The sequence below is a fragment of the Cellulomonas sp. NPDC055163 genome (assembly GCF_053607065.1).
In genome coordinates this window covers 483,099-501,309 of record NZ_JBSGSU010000003.1, presented here as the reverse complement: position 1 = coordinate 501,309, position 18,211 = coordinate 483,099, and the positions used below count along the sequence as shown (strand labels likewise).

17 protein-coding genes and 2 tRNA genes are annotated in these 18,211 nt (G+C 75.2%); 7 read left to right on the top strand and 12 right to left on the bottom strand.

Annotation, left to right across the window (positions count from 1 at the left end):
* On the top strand, positions 1-104 hold a 104-nt coding region (locus ACWFNE_RS08500; protein WP_452121991.1), incomplete at its 5' end, for a hypothetical protein.
* 154 nt (positions 105-258) lie between these two features.
* Entirely contained in the window at positions 259-1,695 is a 1,437-nt protein-coding gene (gene larC / locus ACWFNE_RS08495; RefSeq protein WP_452121980.1) for a nickel pincer cofactor biosynthesis protein LarC, read from the top strand.
* 97 nt (positions 1,696-1,792) lie between these two features.
* Here the strand turns inward: larC and larB are convergent, their stop codons facing one another.
* The 3 genes from larB to uidA all read right to left on the bottom strand — a co-directional run bounded on the left by larB (position 1,793) and on the right by uidA (position 5,274).
* Positions 1,793-2,485: a nickel pincer cofactor biosynthesis protein LarB gene (gene larB / locus ACWFNE_RS08490; RefSeq protein ID WP_452121979.1), complete on the bottom strand. Its 693-nt coding sequence runs from the start codon at positions 2,483-2,485 to the stop codon at positions 1,793-1,795.
* Positions 2,478-3,359, bottom strand: a complete 882-nt coding sequence (gene larE, locus ACWFNE_RS08485; protein WP_452121978.1) for an ATP-dependent sacrificial sulfur transferase LarE — start codon at positions 3,357-3,359, stop codon at positions 2,478-2,480. The genes larB and larE overlap by 8 nt, the downstream gene beginning before the upstream one ends.
* A gap of 133 nt (positions 3,360-3,492) precedes the next feature.
* On the bottom strand, positions 3,493-5,274 hold the full coding sequence (gene uidA / locus ACWFNE_RS08480; RefSeq protein WP_452121977.1) for a beta-glucuronidase: 1,782 nt from the start codon (positions 5,272-5,274) through the stop codon (positions 3,493-3,495).
* A gap of 126 nt (positions 5,275-5,400) precedes the next feature.
* On the opposite strand from uidA, the gene ACWFNE_RS08475 reads away from it, so the two are divergent.
* From ACWFNE_RS08475 to ACWFNE_RS08465, 3 genes are all read left to right on the top strand, one after another.
* A complete protein-coding gene (locus tag ACWFNE_RS08475) occupies positions 5,401-6,570 on the top strand; it encodes a LacI family DNA-binding transcriptional regulator (protein ID WP_452121976.1) in 1,170 nt (389 codons plus the stop codon).
* A gap of 80 nt (positions 6,571-6,650) precedes the next feature.
* Positions 6,651-7,943 carry a lactate racemase domain-containing protein gene (locus ACWFNE_RS08470; protein ID WP_452121975.1) on the top strand — a complete coding sequence of 431 codons (1,293 nt, stop codon included), beginning with the start codon at positions 6,651-6,653 and terminating at the stop codon, positions 7,941-7,943.
* A 124-nt stretch (positions 7,944-8,067) separates the two neighbouring features.
* Complete coding sequence (locus tag ACWFNE_RS08465) at positions 8,068-9,144, top strand: DNA polymerase IV (protein WP_452121974.1); 1,077 nt, start codon at positions 8,068-8,070, stop codon at positions 9,142-9,144.
* A 79-nt stretch (positions 9,145-9,223) separates the two neighbouring features.
* On the opposite strand, the gene ACWFNE_RS08460 is transcribed toward ACWFNE_RS08465, so the two are convergent.
* Both ACWFNE_RS08460 and ACWFNE_RS08455 read right to left on the bottom strand, forming a co-directional pair.
* A complete protein-coding gene (locus tag ACWFNE_RS08460) occupies positions 9,224-10,681 on the bottom strand; it encodes an amino acid permease (protein ID WP_452121973.1) in 1,458 nt (485 codons plus the stop codon).
* A gap of 168 nt (positions 10,682-10,849) precedes the next feature.
* On the bottom strand, positions 10,850-11,314 hold the full coding sequence (locus ACWFNE_RS08455) for an HNH endonuclease (protein WP_452121972.1): 465 nt from the start codon (positions 11,312-11,314) through the stop codon (positions 10,850-10,852).
* Positions 11,315-11,425: 111 nt separating this feature from the next.
* Between ACWFNE_RS08455 and ACWFNE_RS08450 the strand changes: the two genes are divergently transcribed.
* Positions 11,426-11,683: a hypothetical protein gene (locus ACWFNE_RS08450; RefSeq protein ID WP_452121971.1), complete on the top strand. Its 258-nt coding sequence runs from the start codon at positions 11,426-11,428 to the stop codon at positions 11,681-11,683.
* A 61-nt stretch (positions 11,684-11,744) separates the two neighbouring features.
* Here ACWFNE_RS08450 and ACWFNE_RS08445 read toward each other — a convergent pair.
* The 7 genes from ACWFNE_RS08445 to fucP all read right to left on the bottom strand — a co-directional run bounded on the left by ACWFNE_RS08445 (position 11,745) and on the right by fucP (position 16,514).
* Positions 11,745-11,817 (bottom strand) — tRNA-Pro (locus ACWFNE_RS08445).
* A 60-nt stretch (positions 11,818-11,877) separates the two neighbouring features.
* Positions 11,878-11,950: transfer RNA gene (locus ACWFNE_RS08440), tRNA-Arg, on the bottom strand.
* 278 nt (positions 11,951-12,228) lie between these two features.
* Positions 12,229-12,381, bottom strand: a complete 153-nt coding sequence (locus ACWFNE_RS08435; RefSeq protein ID WP_452121970.1) for a hypothetical protein — start codon at positions 12,379-12,381, stop codon at positions 12,229-12,231.
* 122 nt (positions 12,382-12,503) lie between these two features.
* The gene (locus tag ACWFNE_RS08430; protein WP_452121969.1) at positions 12,504-13,082 is read right to left on the bottom strand and encodes a DUF4334 domain-containing protein; all 579 of its coding nucleotides are present in this window, start codon (positions 13,080-13,082) and stop codon (positions 12,504-12,506) included.
* Positions 13,079-14,020 carry a DnaJ family domain-containing protein gene (locus ACWFNE_RS08425; RefSeq protein ID WP_452121968.1) on the bottom strand — a complete coding sequence of 314 codons (942 nt, stop codon included), beginning with the start codon at positions 14,018-14,020 and terminating at the stop codon, positions 13,079-13,081. The genes ACWFNE_RS08430 and ACWFNE_RS08425 overlap by 4 nt, the downstream gene beginning before the upstream one ends.
* Before the next feature lie 119 nt (positions 14,021-14,139).
* Positions 14,140-15,168 (bottom strand): substrate-binding domain-containing protein, encoded by a 1,029-nt coding sequence (locus tag ACWFNE_RS08420; RefSeq protein WP_452121967.1) that lies wholly within the window; start codon positions 15,166-15,168, stop codon positions 14,140-14,142.
* Positions 15,169-15,182: 14 nt separating this feature from the next.
* The gene (gene fucP, locus ACWFNE_RS08415; protein WP_452121966.1) at positions 15,183-16,514 is read right to left on the bottom strand and encodes an L-fucose:H+ symporter permease; all 1,332 of its coding nucleotides are present in this window, start codon (positions 16,512-16,514) and stop codon (positions 15,183-15,185) included.
* Positions 16,515-16,646: 132 nt separating this feature from the next.
* On the opposite strand from fucP, the gene ACWFNE_RS08410 reads away from it, so the two are divergent.
* Complete coding sequence (locus ACWFNE_RS08410; RefSeq protein WP_452121965.1) at positions 16,647-18,188, top strand: ATP-dependent DNA ligase; 1,542 nt, start codon at positions 16,647-16,649, stop codon at positions 18,186-18,188.
* Positions 18,189-18,211: the final 23 nt, after the last annotated feature.

Here is an 18,211-nt window from a genome sequence, read left to right as displayed (position 1 = left end):
AGGCCCAACGCGACTTCTTCGGCGCCCACACCTACCGCCGCACCGACCGCGAGGGCACCTTCCACACCGAATGGACCCTCGACCGCACCGAGAGCGACGCGTGAACGAACGGCCCTCCTCACCCGTGCGGCGCGCGCACGCCGCGAGCCCCGACGACACCGGCAGCGGGCGTCGGGGCTCGCCCCGTGCCCCGGGGCTGGCGCACGCAGCGGGGCTTGCACCGTTGCCGCAGGTCAGCGCGCGGTGCAGGGTGGCGGCATGACCCACGAACCCCACGCGTCCCCCGCCGACCCCGGTCGCGTGCTCTGGGTCGACGCGTCCGCCGGCGTCGCGGGCGACATGCTGCTCGGCGCGCTCGTCGACGCCGGCGTCCCGCTCGACGTCCTGCAGGGGGCGGTCGACGCCGTGATCCCGGGCTCCGTCCGGCTCACCGCGGGCACCGTCACGCGCGCCGGGCTGCGCGCCACCAAGGTCGACGTCGAGGTGCTCGTCGACGACCCGCCGCACCGCACGTGGTCCACGATCCGTGCCCTGCTCGACGACGCCGACCTCGACCCGCCCGTCCGCGTCGCGGCCCTCGCGGCGTTCACGCGCCTCGCCGACGCCGAGGGCCGCGTGCACGGCGTCCCGCCCGCGGACGTGCACTTCCACGAGGTCGGCGCGCTCGACGCGATCGCGGACGTCGTCGGGTCCTGCGCCGGGGTCGTGCACCTCGGGGCGGCGCACGTCGTCGTCTCCCCCGTCGCGCTCGGCTCCGGCACCATCGAGGCGCACCACGGGACCCTGCCGGTGCCGGCCCCCGCGGTCCTCGAGCTCGCGCGTGGCTGGGAGGTGCTCGCGGGCGGCCGCGGTGAGCTCGCGACTCCGACAGGCCTCGCCCTCGTGACCGCCCTCGCCTCGACCTCCGGCCCGCTGCCGGCGATGCGCGTCGAGCGCACCGGCATCGGGGCGGGCACCCGCGACCGGCCCGACCGGGCCAACGTCGTGCGGCTCGCGCTCGGCACCGGGGCGGACCTCCGCCCGTCGCACGCCGGGACGCGGCCCGAGCCGGCGGTCGTGATCGAGACCAACGTCGACGACCTCGACCCCCGGCTGTGGCCCGGGGTGCTCGCCCAGCTCCTCGCCGCCGGGGCGTCCGACGCGTGGCTCACGCCGATCCTCATGAAGAAGGGCCGCCCCGCGCACACGCTGCACGTGCTCGCCGACCCGTCGGCCGCGGACGCCCTCCGCGCGCTCGTCCTCGCCCGGACCACGACGCTCGGTGTCCGGGTCAGCACCGTCGACAAGGACGTGCTCGACCGGGCCTGGGTCGCCGTGCGGGTGGACGTGACAGCCGCCGGTGCCCCCACCACGCACGGGCACGGGCACGGGCACGGGCACGCGCACCCGCACGACCACCCGCACGGCGCCACGGCGCCCAGCGGTGCGGCAGCGGAGAGCACCACCGTCGTGCGGATCAAGGTCGGGCACCGCGCGGGCGTCGTCGTCCAGGCCATGCCGGAGTTCGAGGACGTGGCGGCCCTGGCGGACGCCGCCGGCGTGCCGCACGCCCGGGTGCTCGGGGCCGCGCACGCGGCTGCGGCGCGTGCCGGGGTCGTCGCTGGCGCGGCCTGGGACGGCAGCGGGGAGGGCATCGCCACGGACGACCGCCCGGCGGCGGACGAGCCCTCCGCGGAGGAGAGCCCGGGGCGGTGAGCGCCGCGCGTGCCGGCGCGGTCGGACGGCACGCCCGCGCCCGTCGGCCTGCACGCCCGCGCCGGGCGAGCCCGCGTCGTCGACCCGCGCGCCCGCGTCAGCCCGCGTGCCCCCACGGCGCCGCGACCTGCGCGGCCAGGTGCCCCGCGCCGTAGCCGTTGTCGATGTTGACCACGGCGACACCCGGCGCGCACGCGTTGAGCATCGTGAGCAGCGGCGCGAGCCCCTCGAACGCCGCGCCGTAGCCCACCGACGTGGGCACCGCGACGACGGGCGCCTCGACGAGCCCTGCCACGACACCGGGCAGCGCCCCGTCCATGCCGGCGACGACGACGAGCGCCCGGGCCGAGCGCACGAGGTCGAGGTGCCCGAGCACGCGGTGCAGACCCGCGACGCCGACGTCGACGACCGTCTCGACGGGCCGCCCGAGGTGGCGGGCGGTGAGCGCGGCCTCGCGCGCGACGGGGAGGTCGGACGTCCCTGCGGCGAGCACGACGACGAGGCCCCCGGTCGCCTCGGGCGGCTCCCCCGGCCACGCGACGAGCCGGGCGTCGGGGTCGTGCGCCGCGCCGGGGAGCTCGTCGAGCAGCACGTCCACCTGCGCGTCGGTCACGCGCGTGAAGAGGGTGCGCGCCTCGCGGTCACGCACCTGCCCCGCGATGACGCGCACCTGCTCGACCGACTTCGACGCGCACAGGACCGCCTCCGGGAACCCCCGGCGCTGCGCGCGGTCGTGGTCGAGCTCCACGAAGTCCGCGAGCGCCGGCGGCGGCGCCCAGCGCTCAGGCACCCCGGACCCCGACGAGCGGGAGCGTGAACGCGCCGGACTGGACGCCGGCGAGGTCGAGCGCGACGAACCGGAAGCCCGCGGAGCGCACGGCCCGCCACACCTCCTCGCGCAGCGCGTCGCTCACGACGGCCGCGAGGTCGCGCACCGGCACCTCGAGCCGCGCGACGTCGCCGTGGTGCCGCACCCGCAGGTCGCCGAGCCCGAGGCGCCGGAGCTCGGCCTCGGCGGCCTCGACCTGCGCGAGCTTCTCGGGCGTGACCTCCTCGAAGTGCGGGATGCGCGACGCGAGGCACGGTGCTGCGGGCTTGTCGGCGGAAGGCAGCGCGAGTGCACGCGCGACCCGCCGGACTGCCGCCTTGTCGAGCCCGGCGTCGGCGAGCGGGCGCAGCACCCGGTGCTCGGTGGCCGCACGCGAGCCGGGCCGGTCGGGTCGGCGCGCGTCGTCGGCGTTCTCCCCGTAGGCGACCGCGGTGAGCCCGTGCGCGGCGACGACGTCCGCGCCGATGCGGGTGAACAGCTCGTCCTTGCAGAAGAAGCAGCGGTCGGGGCTGTTGCGCCGGTACTCGGGGTTGTCGCCCTCGTGGGTCTCGACCTCGACGAGCGGTGCGCCGACGACCCGGGCGACGTCGTGCGCCGCGGACCTCTCGTCGGACGCGAGGCTCGGCGAGACACCGAGGACCGCGACGACGCGGGCCGCGCCGAGGGCCTGCGTCGCGAGGGCGAGCACGACGGAGGAGTCGACGCCGCCGGAGAACGCGACGCCGAGGCGCCCGGACGGCACGGCGGACAGCAGCCCCGCCGCGAGGTTCTCGACGGCGGCGCGGTCCGCGCCGTCCAGGAGCCGCAGCCACGGCGACTCGACGTGCTGGGGCATCAGGCCTCCTGGGCCGGGATCGGGCGGGTCACGGCCGCGCGCTCGGCGCGGCCGCGGGCGACCTCTCCGACCCTAGCCGCGACGCTCGCGCGGGCCAGCGGGCGCACGGGCGCCGCACGACGGGGCCGGGCGCTCACGGCTGGCCCCTCCAGCGCCGGCGCAGCGCGTGCGCGGCGGCCTTGGGCTGGCGGTCCCGGGTGAACACGCCCTTCTTGTTGCCGCCGACGCGCATGATGCCCGACGACGTCTGGAAGTCGGCGAAGTTCCACACCTGCTCCCCGACGACCGCGTCCACGTCGTCGAACACGCGGTGGTTCATCTCGAGGTACTCCACCTGGTACTCCTCGGTCCACGGCGTCGGGGTGAGCGAGTGCAGGCCGGGCACGGTGTCCGCGCCGTACTCGGTGATGATGATCGGCTTGCCGTCGCCGGCCCACGCCTCGAGCTCCTCGCGCCACGCGGCCTCCGCGGCGACGAGGTCCCCGCTGTTGACGTACCAGCCGTAGTAGCGGTTGAGCATCAGCACGTCGCCGAGCTCCGACACCTGGCACTTCCCGTGCGGCGCGAGCATCACGTTGACGAACCCGACGGGACGCGTGGGGTCGAGCTCCCGGGTCAGGGCGAACAGGGGCTCGAAGTACGCTCGCGCGGCGTCGGTGTCCGACTCGGGCTCGTTGGCGATCGACCACAGCACGACGCTCGGGTGGTTCTTGTCGCGGGCGACGAGCTCGCGGATCGCCTGCGCGTGCACCTCGCGCGAGGTGTCGTTGACGGTATCCGGGGAGAACGTGACGTAGCCCTGCGTGCCGAAGACCCCTCCCGCGAGGCCCATGTTCTGCCCGACGGCGGCGACCTCGTCGATCACGACGACGCCGTGCCGGTCCGCGTAGTCGTACACCTCGTCGGCGTACGGGTAGTGCGACGTGCGGAACGAGTTGGCGCCGACCCAGTCGAGCAGCGCGAAGTCGTGCACGAGGAACGCGTCGTCGTGGCCCTTGCCGCGCACGGCGCTGTCCTCGTGCTTGCCGAAGCCGGTGAAGTGGAACGGCTCGCCGTTGATGAGGAACTCGATGCCGCGGACCTCGACCGTGCGGATCCCGACGGTCTGGAGGTAGCTGTCGAGCGTCTTCCCGTCCTCGCCGACGAGCTCGACGTCGAGCTCGTGGAGGTACCCGTCGCCGGGTGCCCACGGGTGGGCGTCCTCGACGCGCAGCTCACCCTGCTCGCCCTCGCCGGTGGCGACGACGCGGCCCCCGGCGTCGCGGAGGGTCACCCGCGTGGTGCGGGCGGCGTCGCCCGCGGACTCGACGGCGTACCGGACGACACCGGTCGTGCCGTCGAGCTCGGTGACCACGGTGACGTCGCTGACGTACGTCGTGGGCGTGGCGTAGAGCCACACCGTGCGGTGCAGGCCCGCGTAGTTGAAGAAGTCGTGGAAGTACCGCTGCCTGCGCCCGTGCGGGGTCTCCTCGACGACGCCGGGCGGGATGGTCTGGAACGAGAGCTCGTTGTTCACGACCGCGGTGACGCGCAGCTCCTCGCCGGGCACCGCGAGGTGCGTGACGTCCACCTCGAACGGCGTGTACCCGCCCTCGTGCTCGGCGACCTGCGTGTCGCCGACCCACACCACCGCGCGGTGCGTCGCGGAGTCGAAGCGCAGCACGACCCGCTCCCCTGCCCACCCGCGCGGGACCCGCACGGTCGTCTGGTACCAGGCGTCGCCGACGTGGTCGCGCACACCGGCGTCGGCGAGCACGTCGTTGTAGCTCGCCGGCACCGGGATGTCGACGGTGTCGTCGAGCTCCTCGGCGAACCAGCGGTCGCGGCGCCCCGCACCCTCGGCGTCGAGCCGCAGCTGCCAGATGCCGGCGAGGGACTTGCGCTCGCGGGTCCGGGTGTCCTGGGGGCGAAGCATGGGTTCCTCCTCTCCGCCGAGCGCGCCGGCGGACCCGTGTGGGGCGTGCGTCCACCCCATTCACCGCTGCGGACGCCGCGCCGACAAGCGGTTGCCGCGGGTTGTCACCGCCCGTACGGTGCACGTATGCCCGAGGATCAGGGCCCGCAGCGCCGCGGACCGACGATCTACGACGTGGCCCGCGAGTGCGGGGTCGCCCCGTCGACGGTCTCCCGGGCCTTCTCCCGCCCGGGCCGCGTCAACGCCGACACCGCGGCGCGCATCCGGGCGGCCGCCGAGTCGATGGGCTACCGCGCGAACCCGCTGGCCCGGGCCCTGCCGACCGGGCGGACCGCGCTCCTCGCGCTCATCGTCTCCGACGTGACCAACCCGTTCTTCTTCGAGATCATCCGCGGCGCGGAGCTGGCGGCGACCGCGGCCGGGTACACCGTGCTCGTCTCGGACGTGCAGGAGTCGGCGCAGGCGGAGCGGCAGGCGCTCGACCGGGTGCTGCCGCTCGTCGAGGGGGTCGTGCTCGCGACGTCGCGCATGTCGGACTCGACGATCCGGGTCATGGCCAAGCAGCGGCCGACCGTGGTCCTCAACCGGGTGCTCACCGAGGTGCCGAGCGTCGTGACCGACAACTCGCGGGGCATGCGGCGTGCGGTCGAGCACCTTGGGGAGCTCGGGCACCACACCGTCGCGTACGCCGCGGGGCCGGAGGCGTCGTGGGCCGACGGGATGCGCTGGCGGAGCATGCGCGAGGCCGGGTACGAGCTCGAGCTCAAGGTCCGGCGCCTGGGCCGGTTCGAGCCGACGGTGCGCGGCGGGCTCGACGCCGCGCACGCGCTCGCCGAGGCTCCCGCCACCGCGGTGGTCTGCTACAACGACCTCGTCGCGATCGGGCTCATGCGCGGCCTCGCGTCGATGGGTGCGCGGGTCCCCGCCGAGGTCAGCGTCGTGGGGTTCGACAACATCTTCGGGTCCGACTTCTGCAGCCCGCCGCTGACGACGGTCGCGGCGCCGCTGCGCGCGCTGGGGTCGCACGCCGTGCGCGCGCTCCTGCGGGAGCTGGGGCACACCACGCCGCACGCGGTGCGGGCGACCGTGCTGCCCGCCCAGCTCGTGGTCCGCGGCTCGACGGCCAAGCCCGGCCGGCGCCGGCACGCGTGGACCCGGCCGGCGGCCCCGGCGGCGGCGTCGGGCTCCGCGTCGGCGTCCACCGCGACGGCGTTCCCGTCGGCCTCCGCGGCGTCGTCCGCGACGGCGGCGGCGTTGCGTGCAGCGTCCCGCGGGGCGCCCGTCGGGCACGGGTGACCGGCTCCCGCGGTCCGGACGTTGCCGCTCGTTGCCACGACCCGTTGCCCCGGTGGGCCGGAGGGGCGCAGGGTGGGCGGATGACAGCCCTCACGCAGCACGCGGACCGCGTCGGCGCCCGGTCCGTCGGCGGACCCGGCCAGGTCCTCGACGACGCCACGGTCCGCGCGTTCGTCACGGAGCGCCTCGCCGAGATCGACCTCGCGGGCCGGACCCTGTGCGTCCTGGTCCCCGACGCGACCCGCAGCTGCCCGCTGCCCCTGCTGCTCGGGGCGGTGCACGAGGCCGCGACGGCCGCGGGGGCGGCCCACCTGACGTTCCTCGTCGCGCTCGGCACGCACGCCGCGATGGCCGAGCCGGAGCTCGCGCGTCACCTCGGGTACGCCGCGGGCGAGCTCGCCGGGACGTACCCGGGCACGACCGTGCTCAACCACGAGTGGTGGGACGAGGCGACGTTCGTGTCCGTCGGGACGATCGGCGCCGAGCGGCTGTCCGAGCTGTCGGAGGGACGCCTCGTGCGCGACGTCGACGTGCGCCTGAACCGCGCCGTCGTCGACCACGACGTCACCCTCATCATCGGCCCGGTCTTCCCGCACGAGGTCGTGGGGTTCTCCGGTGGCAACAAGTACCTGTTCCCGGGCGTCGCCGTGAAGGACGTCATCGACGTCTCGCACTGGCTCGGCGCCCTCATCAGCAGCTCGGAGATCATCGGCACGCGGGGCATCACGCCCGTGCGGGCGCTGATCGACGAGGCCGCGGCGCTCGTCCCCGGTGAGCGGTACGCGCTGTGCGTCGTCGCGCAGTCCGGCACCGGGGCCCTGCACGCCGCGAGCTTCGGGAACCCGCAGGACGCGTGGGCCGCCGCCGCGGACGTCTCGGCCGAGACGCACGTGCGCTACCTCGACGCGCCCGTGCGCCGCGTGCTGTCGGTCATCCCCACGAAGTACGAGGACATGTGGACCGGCGCGAAGGGGTTCTACAAGGTCGAGCCGGTCGTCGCCGACGGCGGTCAGGTCGTCGTCTACGCCCCGCACATCACCGAGATCTCCGTGATGCACCCGCAGATCCTCGAGATCGGGTACCACTGCCGCGACTACTTCGTGAAGCAGTGGGACCGCTTCTCGCACCTGCCCTGGGGCGACCTCGCGCACTCGACGCACCTGCGCGGCCAGGGCACCTACGACGACGAGCACGGCGAGCGCTGCCGGGTCACGGTGACGCTCGCGACGGGCATCCCCGAGGACGTCGTGCGCGCGGCGAACCTCGACTACCTCGACCCGGCGGAAGTCGAGGTGGACGCGTGGGCAGCCGACCCCGACACCCTCGTGGTCCCGCAGGCGGGCGAGGTGCTGCACCGGCTGCGCACGCCCTGACGGTCGCGCCGGGCCCCGCCGCGGGCCGGTCGGGCGCGGACCTGGGCCGTGACCGGCGCGTGTCCGCGTCGCGCGATGGTGCGGCGCGCGTGCCGTCGCGGTCCGGCGCCGCCACACTCGGGACATGAGCGCTCCGACGCCCTGGGTCCTGCACGTCGACCTCGACCAGTTCGTGGCCGCCGTCGAGGTGCTGCGCCGCCCCGAGCTCGCCGGACGACCCGTGGTCGTGGGCGGGCGCGGCGACCCCACCGAGCGCGGTGTCGTGTCGACGGCGTCCTACGAGGCGCGCGAGCTCGGTGTGCACTCCGGCCTGCCGCTGCGGGTCGCCGCACGCAAGGCGCCCGACGCGGTGTTCCTGCCCGTCGACGGCCCCGCCTACGAGGCGGCCTCCGACGAGGTCATGACGGCGCTGCGCGGGCTCGGTGCCGTCGTCGAGGTGCTCGGGTGGGACGAGGCGTTCCTCGGCGCGGCGACCGACGACCCCGAGGCGCTCGCCCGCCGGGCGCAGGAGACGGTGCTCGCGGCGACCCGGCTGCACTGCTCCGTCGGGATCGGCGACACCAAGGTCCGCGCGAAGATCGCGACGGGCTTCGGCAAGCCCGCCGGCGTCTTCCGGCTCACGGAGGCGAACTGGTTCGACGTCATGGGCGAGCGGCCGACGATCGAGCTCTGGGGCGTCGGCACGAAGGTCTCGCGCCGGCTCACCGGGCTCGGGGTCCGCACCGTTGCCGAGCTCGCGGCTGCGCCGACCGACGCGCTCGTCGCCGAGTTCGGGCCGCGCATGGGGATCTGGTACCACGAGCTGGGGCACGGTCTCGGGCCCACCACGGTCGACGACCGACCGTGGGTCCCGCGCGGGCACAGCCGCGAGACGACGTTCCAGCAGAACCTGACCGCGCCCGATCAGGTGCGCGCCGCGGTCGGCGAGCTCGCGCGCGCGGTCGTCGTCGACACCGCGGAGGACGGGCGCGAGGTCGTCCGCGTCGCGCTCAAGGTTCGCTACGCGCCGTTCGAGACCAAGGTCGTGAGCCGCCGGCTCCCGGCCCCGAGCCGCGACGCCGCGGAGGTCGTGGCCGCCGCGCTCGCACTCGCCGAGGGCCTCGAGGAGCGCGAGGTGCGCCTGCTCGGGGTCCGCGCCGAGATGGCGATGCCCGACGACGCCGAGCCGGCCGAGCGGACGCCGGTGCGCGGGCGGATCTGACCTGCCCGGCGTCGGGTGGGACCGCGTCCCGGCGGACCGGGCCCCGCGCGTCGAGCGTCCCGCGGCACGCCCCTGCGCGTCAGGCGTCCGGTGCGTGCACGCGCGCGTGGTGCGGGCTCTCCGGGTTGAGCAGCGAGTGCCGGCGCCCGTACGTGAAGTACACGACGAGCCCGATCACGAGCCAGACCCCGAACCGCACCCACGTCTCCCAGTGCAGCTGCAGGATCAGGAACAGCGAGGCCAGCACGCCGAACGCGGGCACGAACGGCATGAACGGGAGCCGGAAGGAGCGCTCCGCGTCGGGCCGCGTGCGCCGGAACATGATCACCGCGACGCACACGACGACGAACGCCGACAGGATGCCGATGTTGGTGAGGTCCGCGACGGCCCGGATCGGGAACACGCCCGCGAGCGCCGCGGCCGCGATGCCGGCGATCCACGTGACGCGCTGCGGCGTCCCGTGCCGGTCGACGCCGGCGAACCAGGTCGGCAGCAGGCCGTCGCGGCTCATCGAGAACCACACGCGCGTGACCCCGAGCAGGAAGGTCAGCATGACCGTCATGATCGAGAGCACCGCGAACACCGAGATGATGGTCGCGATCACCGGCAGGCCCACGTTCGTGAACGCCGACGCGAAGCCGGCGGTCGGGTCGATGTCCTCGTAGCTCTGCAGGCCGGTGAGAACGAGCGTGGCCGCGACGTACAGCAGCATCGCGATCACCAGCGACAGGATGATCGCCTTCGGCATGTGCGTGCGCCCGTCCTTCGCCTCCTCCGCGGCGGTCGACATCGCGTCGTACCCGAACACCGCGAAGAACACCGTGGCCGCGCCGGTGAGGACGGGCCCGAAGCCGTTGGGCATGAACGGGTCGTAGTTGCCCGTGTCCACGTAGAACGCGCCCAGCCCGATGATGAACAGGATGAGCCCGACCTTGATCGCGACGGCGACGAGCTCGAACCGCCCGAACGTCCGGGTGCCGCGGCTCAGGATGAACGTGACGAGCAGGCAGACCAGGACCGCGGGCACGTTGACGACGCCGCCCGACTCGGGGCTCTCCGACACGGCCGTGGGCAGCTCGAGGCCGACCCCCGCGAGGAACGCGTCGAGGTACCCCGAGATGCCGATCGCCACGACCGCGACGATGGCGATGTACTCGAGCAGCAGGTCCCAGCCGATGAACCAGCCGACGATCTCCCCGATCGCGACGTACCCGTAGGTGTAGGCCGACCCGGCGCGCGGGATCATGCCCGCGAACTCGGCGTACGACAGCGCCGCCGCCGACGACGCCAGCCCGGCGATCAGGAACGAGATCAGCACCGCCGGACCCGCCCCGGGGTTGTCGGCGTCGCCGTGCGCGACGAGCCCGGCGAGGGAGAAGATCCCGACGCCGATGATCCCGCCCACCCCGATCGCGGTGAGCTGCCACAGCCCGAGACTCTTCGTGAGCCGGCCGGCCCCGCTCGCGCTCTCCGCCTCGTCCATGCGGTCGACGGGCAACCGTCGCCAGATCGAGCGCTGCTCCCTCGACACGGCCATGCGTGTGCTCCCCTCGAGGACCGGGCGGCGCCGGAGCGTCGTCCACCGGACGCCTGCCTCCCGAGCCTCACAGCGATCCGGCCGTGCGTCCACCGGTCGAGGACCCCGCACCGGCGTCCGTCCCCGTCGGGCAGGGGCGGACGCCGGGCGGGAGGGCGACGGGCTCCGTCAGACCGGGGCGAGCGCCGGGCGGAGCGCGACGACCCGCTCGGGCACGTACGGCGTGACGAGCAGCGGCCGGCCCCACTCGGCCGGCGTCCGGTCGGCCTTCGCGTTGTTGCACGCCCGGCACGCCGCGACCGTGTTGAGCCAGGTCAGCGCACCACCGCGGGACGCGGGGACGACGTGGTCGACGGTGTCCGCGCGCCCACCGCAGTACGCGCACCGGTGGCGGTCGCGCGCGCGGACCCCGGCCTTGGTGCACGCGGCGGCACGGCGCTGCAGCCAGCCCATCGCGACGTACCGCAGCAGGCGGACCTTGGTCGGCAGCGGGTGCGGCCCGAACGTCGCGCCCTCGACGAACTCCTCGACGATCGCGACCCCGCGGGCCAGCATCGTGATGGCGTGCTGCAGCGAGACGTGGTGCAGCGGCTCGTAGCCGGCGTCGAGGACCTGCACGCTCCGGGTGCTCACGGTCCGTCCTTCCTCTCGTGGTGGGTCGTGCTCGGGGTCGCGGGGGTGGGTGGCTGCGTTCGCTGCGCGCGGGAGAGGGGGCGTGTGGGTGGTGGGGTGCACGGTGTGCGGATGGACATGGGCCGCGTCTCCGACGACGACATCCGGGCTGCCCGGGACGCCTGGCTCCTCGTGCGACCGCCGGGCGAGCGCGAGGGGCCGGAGTACGCGTTCCTGCTCAACCTCGTCCAGGCGCAGTCACGGCAGCTCGCCGCCGAGTTCCGTGCAGCACGCTCGGGGCCCGCGGAACGCGCCGGACGGGCGGACCCGTCGGACCGGGCAGGCGGCCAGGCGCGGTCGGGCCGACCGGACGGCGCACCGCCCGGGTGAGCCACTCGGGACCGACGCCACCCGTCCCGTGTGCCGGGACGGGTCGACGCCGGGCGGTGCGTCGGGACGGAGGGACTCGAACCCTCGATCGCCTGCTCCCGAGGCAGGAGGCCTCGCCGCTGGCCCACGTCCCGTTCTGCCCGTCGGCGAGCACACCGACGGCGTGCACGGTGATGGGTCGCCGTGCCGACCTGCGCGCCCGGAGGGACTCGAACCCCCAACCTCCGCATCCGTGGTGCGGCGCTCTGTCCGTTGGGCTACGGGCGCATGCTCTCGACGCCGCGCTCCCCCTGTCCGGGACGGTGTGCGCGGTCGTTCCTCTCTCGCTGTGCAGCTGTCAGACCGTCGTCCGCGGGGTGCGGGCGGCGGCACGAGCACGCCCCGGTGCCGGGGGTGCGGGTCGTGCGGGTCGTGCTGGTGTTGCTGGTCGTGCCGGTCGTGCAGTTCCGCGGCTCGACCCGTCCCCGGTCCGGCCGGACATGCGAGGAGCCGCCTCGGGACGACTCCCGGGGCGGCTCCTCGACGCTGTGCCAGACGGCGTCTGGTCAGGTCACGGGGCCTCCGCGGGCGGCGCGGGGCTTGCGCATCGCGCGGTCGAGCGGCTCGGTGCACGGGTGCGCGGGCGGAGCGCCCACGGCGTACGGCATCACGCGGTTCAGGCCGCGGGCCTGGTGCGTGCGCGTCGTGCGGCGTTCCATCGGGTGCTCCTCGTGCGTGCTGGCCGGTCGTGCGCAGGTCGTCGGGGCGAGCGGGCCCGGACCGGGCTCGTGTCGACCGCGGACGGGAGCCTGCCACGGTGCGCGGAACGCACGCACGGCATTTACGCCGGGGCGCGGTGCAGCAGGAAGAAGAACGGCTCGGGCATGCCGCGCAGGTCCATGACGCCGAGGAGCGTCCGGTCGTCGACCCGGCGGAACACGTCGATGACCGGCACGGAGTCGTAGAGCATCGCGGCGGTGCGCACGCCCCGGTGCTCGACGGTGCGCAGGCGCGAGCGCGGCGCGCGCGTGGCGAGCAGCGGGAGCGCCCGCCGGAACACCCGGTCGACGAGCGGGAGGCGCGCCAGGCCGGGCCGGCGGACGAGGAGCGCCAGCGGGATCCGGGCGGGGTCGAGCGACCACAACGCGCCCCCGGCGCCCCGGAACACGAGCGGGTGCCCGTCCTCGGTCCCGGCGAATCGCTTGCCGTGCCAGCCCAGCCGCTCGAGCAGCCCGTCGAACGGGTGCCCGGACGGAACCCCGGTTCCGAGCCACGCGCCGACGACGTCTCCGACGTCCACCGCCGGCAACCCGTCGAACAGCGTGAGGAGGTCCCCCGCCGAGCCGCCGTCCCGCGCCAGGTCGAGCGGCGGGCCTGCTCCGGGTGTGCGCGCCGCGGGGCCTCCCGGGCGTGCGGTCACGGACCTCCTCCGTCCGTCACGGCTGCACGCGTCGCGCCCCCGCCCTTCGAGCCGTTCCCCGTCGCGCCACCGCGCGTCGAGCCGTTGCCCGTCGAGCCGTCGCCCGTCGAGCCGTCACTCGCCGGGCCGTCGCCCGGCGCGCCGGTGCTGCTCGACCTGTCGTGCGCCCGCGACCGGCCGCCCAGCCTCCCGAGGACACGCAGCCAGGACCGGGAGCGGGCAGCGGCACGGTGCTCGGCCGCGGCTCGGTCCTCGGCGGCCGCGGCGGCGGACTCCTCGCGCTCGCGCTGCGCCGCCTCGGCCCGCCGCACGCGACGGCGCTCGTGCCAGCGCGCTACCTCGGTCTCGACGTCACGCACGGGCGTCACGACCGGCGGCCCCCCGAGGAGCTGACGGCGCGCGGCGACGACCCGGGCGCCGAGCTCCTCGACGAGCTCACGCACCCGCTCCTCGGTCCGTTCCTGGTCGAGGCGACCGTCGAGCGCCGCGTCGTCCTTGCGCAGCTGGAGCGCCTCCGGCAGCACGCCCGTGATCTGCTCGCGCTCGATCAGCGCCTTGAGCCACCAGTCCGGGTCGTGCCGGCCCGTGAGCCCGGGGATGGGCTTGCCGGTGAGCGGGAGGTCGTCGAACTCGCCCCGGGCCATCGCCTGCCGCACGAGCTCGTCGGCGAACGAGCCGCGCGCCGCCATGCTCGGCGGCCTGGGCCCGCGGGGCCGGCCCGCAGCCGGCCGGCGGTCAGCCGAACCTCCCGCTGCTCGACCGCCCGCAGCCCGGCCGTCCGCCGCCGGCCCGTCGCCGGCCGAGGGCGACGCCGTCGGCTCCCCCGCACCGCCGTCGTGCACGGCGTCGGCGTCGTCCCGGCGGTCCTGCTCGGCGAGCCGGTCGAGCCGGTCGAGCCGGTACTGCACGGCGCGCCGGTGCGGGTCCCGGTCCTGCATCGCCACCCCCGTGCGGGCCGTCGGTCGTCGTCGCGCCGGCCGCGCGGCGCCGTACGACCACGCTACGACGACGACGCGCAGCACGCCCCACCGGCCGGCCCACCGGCGCGGTCCGGGCGTCAGCCCCAGCAATTCCGCACGCCGAACGGCACGTTCTCCGAGCCGACCCCGGGCACCGGGTAGCGCGTGACCAGGGTGACGCCGGTGTCGAGGTACCCGCTCGGCCGGTCGCCGCCGCGCACCGCCTCGGCGATCTGCCGCACGCCCTGCGCGGCCATGTTCTCGGGGTACTGCTGGGCGGTGGCGTCGAGGTCCCCGGGGCGCACGGCGCTCTTCATCGCGGCGCACCCGCCGTCGACCGACACGACGACGGTCTCGGCCATGTCGACGCCGGCGTCCCGCATTACGGCGATCGCCCCGAGCGCCGCTGGCTCGTTGACCGTGTAGACGACGTTGATGCCGGGGTCCTGCGCGAGGAGCTCGCGCATCGCCACCCGTGCGAGGTCCTCGTCCCCCTCGGTGTCGACGGACCCGGAGATCACCGGGTCGTCGTCCTCGATCCCGAAGCCCGAGAGGAAGCCCACGCGCCGCTGCTCCCCCGACGCGATCCCGGGCGCGAGGTCGAGCAGCGCGACCCGCGGCTCGATGCCGAGCTGGGCGACCTTCTCGCGCGCGTACCCGCCGACGAGCGCACCGGCGCGCTCGTTGTCCGTCGCGAACACGGCGTCGACGGCGCTCGTGGGGTCGGTCGGGGTGTCGAGCGCGATGACGATCACTCCCGCGTCCCGCGCCTCCTCGATCGCCGGGACCACGGCCTTCGAGTCGGTCGGCGCGACGAGGATGCCGTCCACACCGTCCGCGGTCATCCGGCGGATGGCCTCGACCTGCGACTCGACGTCGACGTCCGACGAGCCGGTCGCCGTCACGAGGTCGACGTCGTAGCGGTCGGCAGCGTCGAGCGCGTCGTTCTTCATCGCGACCCAGTACGGGTTGGTCTCCTGCTTCGTGATCAGGCCGATCGTGACGGCCTCCTGCTCCTCACCGCTGCAGGCCCCGAGCGCGGTGACGAGCACGCACACCGCCCCGAGCGCGAGCGGGCGCGACCAACGCGGCTGCGGGTGCGGACCGGGCCGACGGCGCGTGCGCATGGTCTCTCCTCGGGCTAGAGGGCGGGAGCGAGCTGGTGCGCGTCCTCGCTGCGGGTCGTGCGCAGGTCGAACAACGCGTACGCGGCGACGACCGCGAGGCACGCCGCCGGCACCACGAAGCCGAGCGACGTCCGGCCCGAGGCGTCCATGACCGCGCCCTGCACCATCGGGAGCAGCGCACCGCCCAGGATCGCCATGACGAGGCCCGCGGCGCCGAACTTGGCGTCCTCGCCCAGCCCGCGCAGCGCGACCCCGTAGATGGTCGGGAACATCAGCGACAGCGCCGCCGAGATCGCGACGACGGCGATGAGCCCGACCATGTTGAGCACGGTGACCGCGACGAGGCAGCAGACCACGCCGAACACGGCCATGACCAGCAGCAGCATCGCGGGCCGGAAGATCCCGAGCAGGTAGACCATGACGAACCGGGAGACCAGGAACAGCAGCAGGCTGGCCTGCAGGAACCACCCGGCCTCGTGCGGGGCGAACCCGACGACGTCCTGGGCGTAGATGATCGTGAACGTCCACGCGCACGTCTGCGCCGCGACGTTGAAGAACTGCGCGGCGACCCCGAACCGGTAGTGCCGGTTGCGCCACAGCCGCCGGCCGACGCCCTTGCGGGGCAGCGCCGACGCCTCCTCCTCCTCGGCGGGCACGCTCATCTTCTGGAACGCGATCAGCAGCCAGATGAGGATGAGCACCGCGGCGATCCCCAGGTACGGGCCGAGCACGAGGCCGAGGTCCTGCTCCTGGCTCTCGCGGATCTCCTCGGGCGACATGATGACCTTCGCCGCCTCGGAGGTGAGCGACGGCAGGATGAGCACGGCACCCAGCAGGACGCCGATGTTCGCCCCGACGGGGTTGAACGCCTGCGCGAGGTTGAGCCGCTGCGTCGCGCTCCGCTCGGACCCCATCGCGATCACGAACGGGTTCGCCGACGTCTCGAGGATCGACAGCCCGGCCGCGAGCACGAAGAGCGAGACGAGGAAGAACTCGTAGACCAGCGCCTGGCTCGCCGGCACGAAGAGCAGGCCGCCGACCGCGGCGAGCCCGAGCCCGGTCAGCACACCGGCCTTGTAGCCGAACCGGCGGTTGATGAACGCGGCCGGCAGCGCCAGCAGGAAGTACGCGCCGTAGTACGCGAACTGCACGAGCGACGCCTGGAAGTTCGACATGTCGAAGATGCTGCGGAACACCCCGACGAGCACGTCGGTGAGGTTCGCCGCCGCTCCCCACGCGGCGAAGCACAGCAGCAGGAGGAAGAACGGGACCCGCAACCGACGATCGACCAGCGGCGCCTTCGTGCGCTCGGCCCCCTGCGGTTCGACCGCTGCCGGACTGGCCACGGCGATCACTCTCCCCCGTCGGCGTGATCGTGCTCTGAGGCGAACCTATGCCCGGATCGCCCGGAGCGACACCGGCCAGACCCGGCGAGCCCCCGAGCCGCGCAGGACCGCCCCGAGGTGCAGGATGGCGGCGTGCTGCTCGCCGACGTCGCTGCCACGTCCACGGCCCTCGCCGCCACCCGCTCACGCCTGCAGAAGCGCGCGCTGCTCGTCGGGCTGCTGCGGCGGACGGCCCCCGCGGAGGTGCCGGTCGTCGCCCGGTACCTCGCCGGCGAGCTGCGCCAGCGCCGCACCGGGCTCGGGTGGCGCTCGCTCGCGTCGCTGCCGGCGCCCGCCGCGGAGCCGAGCCTCGAGGTGACCGCGGTCGACGCCGCGTTCGAGGCGATGGCGGGGCTCTCGGGGCCCGGGTCGACGACCGCCCGCACCGCGCTCGCCTCGGAGCTCTTCGCCGCCGCGACGGAGCCCGAGCAGCGCCTGCTGCGCGGCCTGGTGTCCGGCGACCTGCGGCAGGGCGCGCTCGACGCGCTGCTGCTCGACGCGGTCGCCGACGCCGCGGGGGTCCCGCCGGAGGCGGTCCGACGTGCGGCGATGCTCGCGGGCGGCACGGAGCCGGTCGCGGTCGCCGCGCTCGGTGCGGCGTCGCCCGAGGAGGCCGGCGCCGCCCTCGACCGATTCGGGCTCACGGTCGGGCGCCCCGTGCGACCGATGCTCGCGGCGTCCGCGCCCGACGTGCCGGCGGCGGTCGCGGGCTTCGACGGCCGGCCCGTCGTGGTCGACGCGAAGCTCGACGGCATCCGGGTCCAGGTGCACCGCGACGGCGACGACGTGCGGGTCTTCACGCGCAGCCTCGACGACATCACCGCCCGTGTCCCGGAGGTCGTCGCGGTCGCCCGGGCCCTCCCGGTGCGCACCGTGGTGCTCGACGGGGAGGCGCTCGCGCTCGACGACGCCGGCCGGCCGCGGCCGTTCCAGGAGACCGCCTCGCGCAGCGCGACGCGCGACGCCGAGCTGGCCGCCGAGGTCGAGCTGCGCCCGTTCTTCTTCGACGTCCTGCACGCCGACGGCCGCGACCTGCTCGACGCGCCCCTCGTCGAGCGCCTCGAGGTGCTCGACGCCGTCGCGGGTGCGCACGTGGTCGAGCGCGTCGTCGCGGGGGACGCCGACGCCGCGCAGGCGGCGTTCACCGGGTGGGTCGCGGCCGGGCAGGAGGGCGTGATCGTCAAGGACCTCGGTGCGCCGTACGACGCAGGCCGCCGTGGGTCCGCGTGGGTCAAGGTCAAGCCGCGCCACACGCTCGACCTCGTCGTGCTCGCGGTCGAGCGCGGCTCGGGCCGGCGCAGCGGGCTGCTCTCGAACATCCACCTCGGCGCGCGCGACGGGTCGGGCGGGTTCGTGATGCTCGGCAAGACCTTCAAGGGCATGACCGACGCGATGCTCGCGTGGCAGACGCAGCGCTTCGGCGAGCTCGCGGTCGAGGACGACGGCTGGACCGTCCGGGTCCGGCCCGAGCAGGTCGTCGAGGTCGCGTTCGACGGCCTGCAGCGCTCGACCCGGTACCCCGGCGGGCTCGCGCTGCGGTTCGCGCGGGTGGTGCGCTACCGCGACGACAAGGCCGCGGGCGACGCGGACACGATCGGCACGGTGCGGGCGCTCGCGGGTCCGGCCGCCGGCTGACCTGCGCGTGCCCGCGGCGGCAG

Coding starts and splice junctions, on each gene's coding strand:
- larC (WP_452121980.1), top strand. CDS start 259: ATGACCCACGAACCCCACGCGTCCCCCGCCGACCCCGGTCGCGTGCTC.
- larE (WP_452121978.1), bottom strand. CDS start 3,359: ATGCCCCAGCACGTCGAGTCGCCGTGGCTGCGGCTCCTGGACGGCGCG.
- uidA (WP_452121977.1), bottom strand. CDS start 5,274: ATGCTTCGCCCCCAGGACACCCGGACCCGCGAGCGCAAGTCCCTCGCC.
- ACWFNE_RS08475 (WP_452121976.1), top strand. CDS start 5,401: ATGCCCGAGGATCAGGGCCCGCAGCGCCGCGGACCGACGATCTACGAC.
- ACWFNE_RS08470 (WP_452121975.1), top strand. CDS start 6,651: ATGACAGCCCTCACGCAGCACGCGGACCGCGTCGGCGCCCGGTCCGTC.
- ACWFNE_RS08465 (WP_452121974.1), top strand. CDS start 8,068: ATGAGCGCTCCGACGCCCTGGGTCCTGCACGTCGACCTCGACCAGTTC.
- ACWFNE_RS08460 (WP_452121973.1), bottom strand. CDS start 10,681: ATGGCCGTGTCGAGGGAGCAGCGCTCGATCTGGCGACGGTTGCCCGTC.
- ACWFNE_RS08450 (WP_452121971.1), top strand. CDS start 11,426: ATGGACATGGGCCGCGTCTCCGACGACGACATCCGGGCTGCCCGGGAC.
- ACWFNE_RS08435 (WP_452121970.1), bottom strand. CDS start 12,381: ATGGAACGCCGCACGACGCGCACGCACCAGGCCCGCGGCCTGAACCGC.
- ACWFNE_RS08425 (WP_452121968.1), bottom strand. CDS start 14,020: ATGCAGGACCGGGACCCGCACCGGCGCGCCGTGCAGTACCGGCTCGAC.
- ACWFNE_RS08420 (WP_452121967.1), bottom strand. CDS start 15,168: ATGCGCACGCGCCGTCGGCCCGGTCCGCACCCGCAGCCGCGTTGGTCG.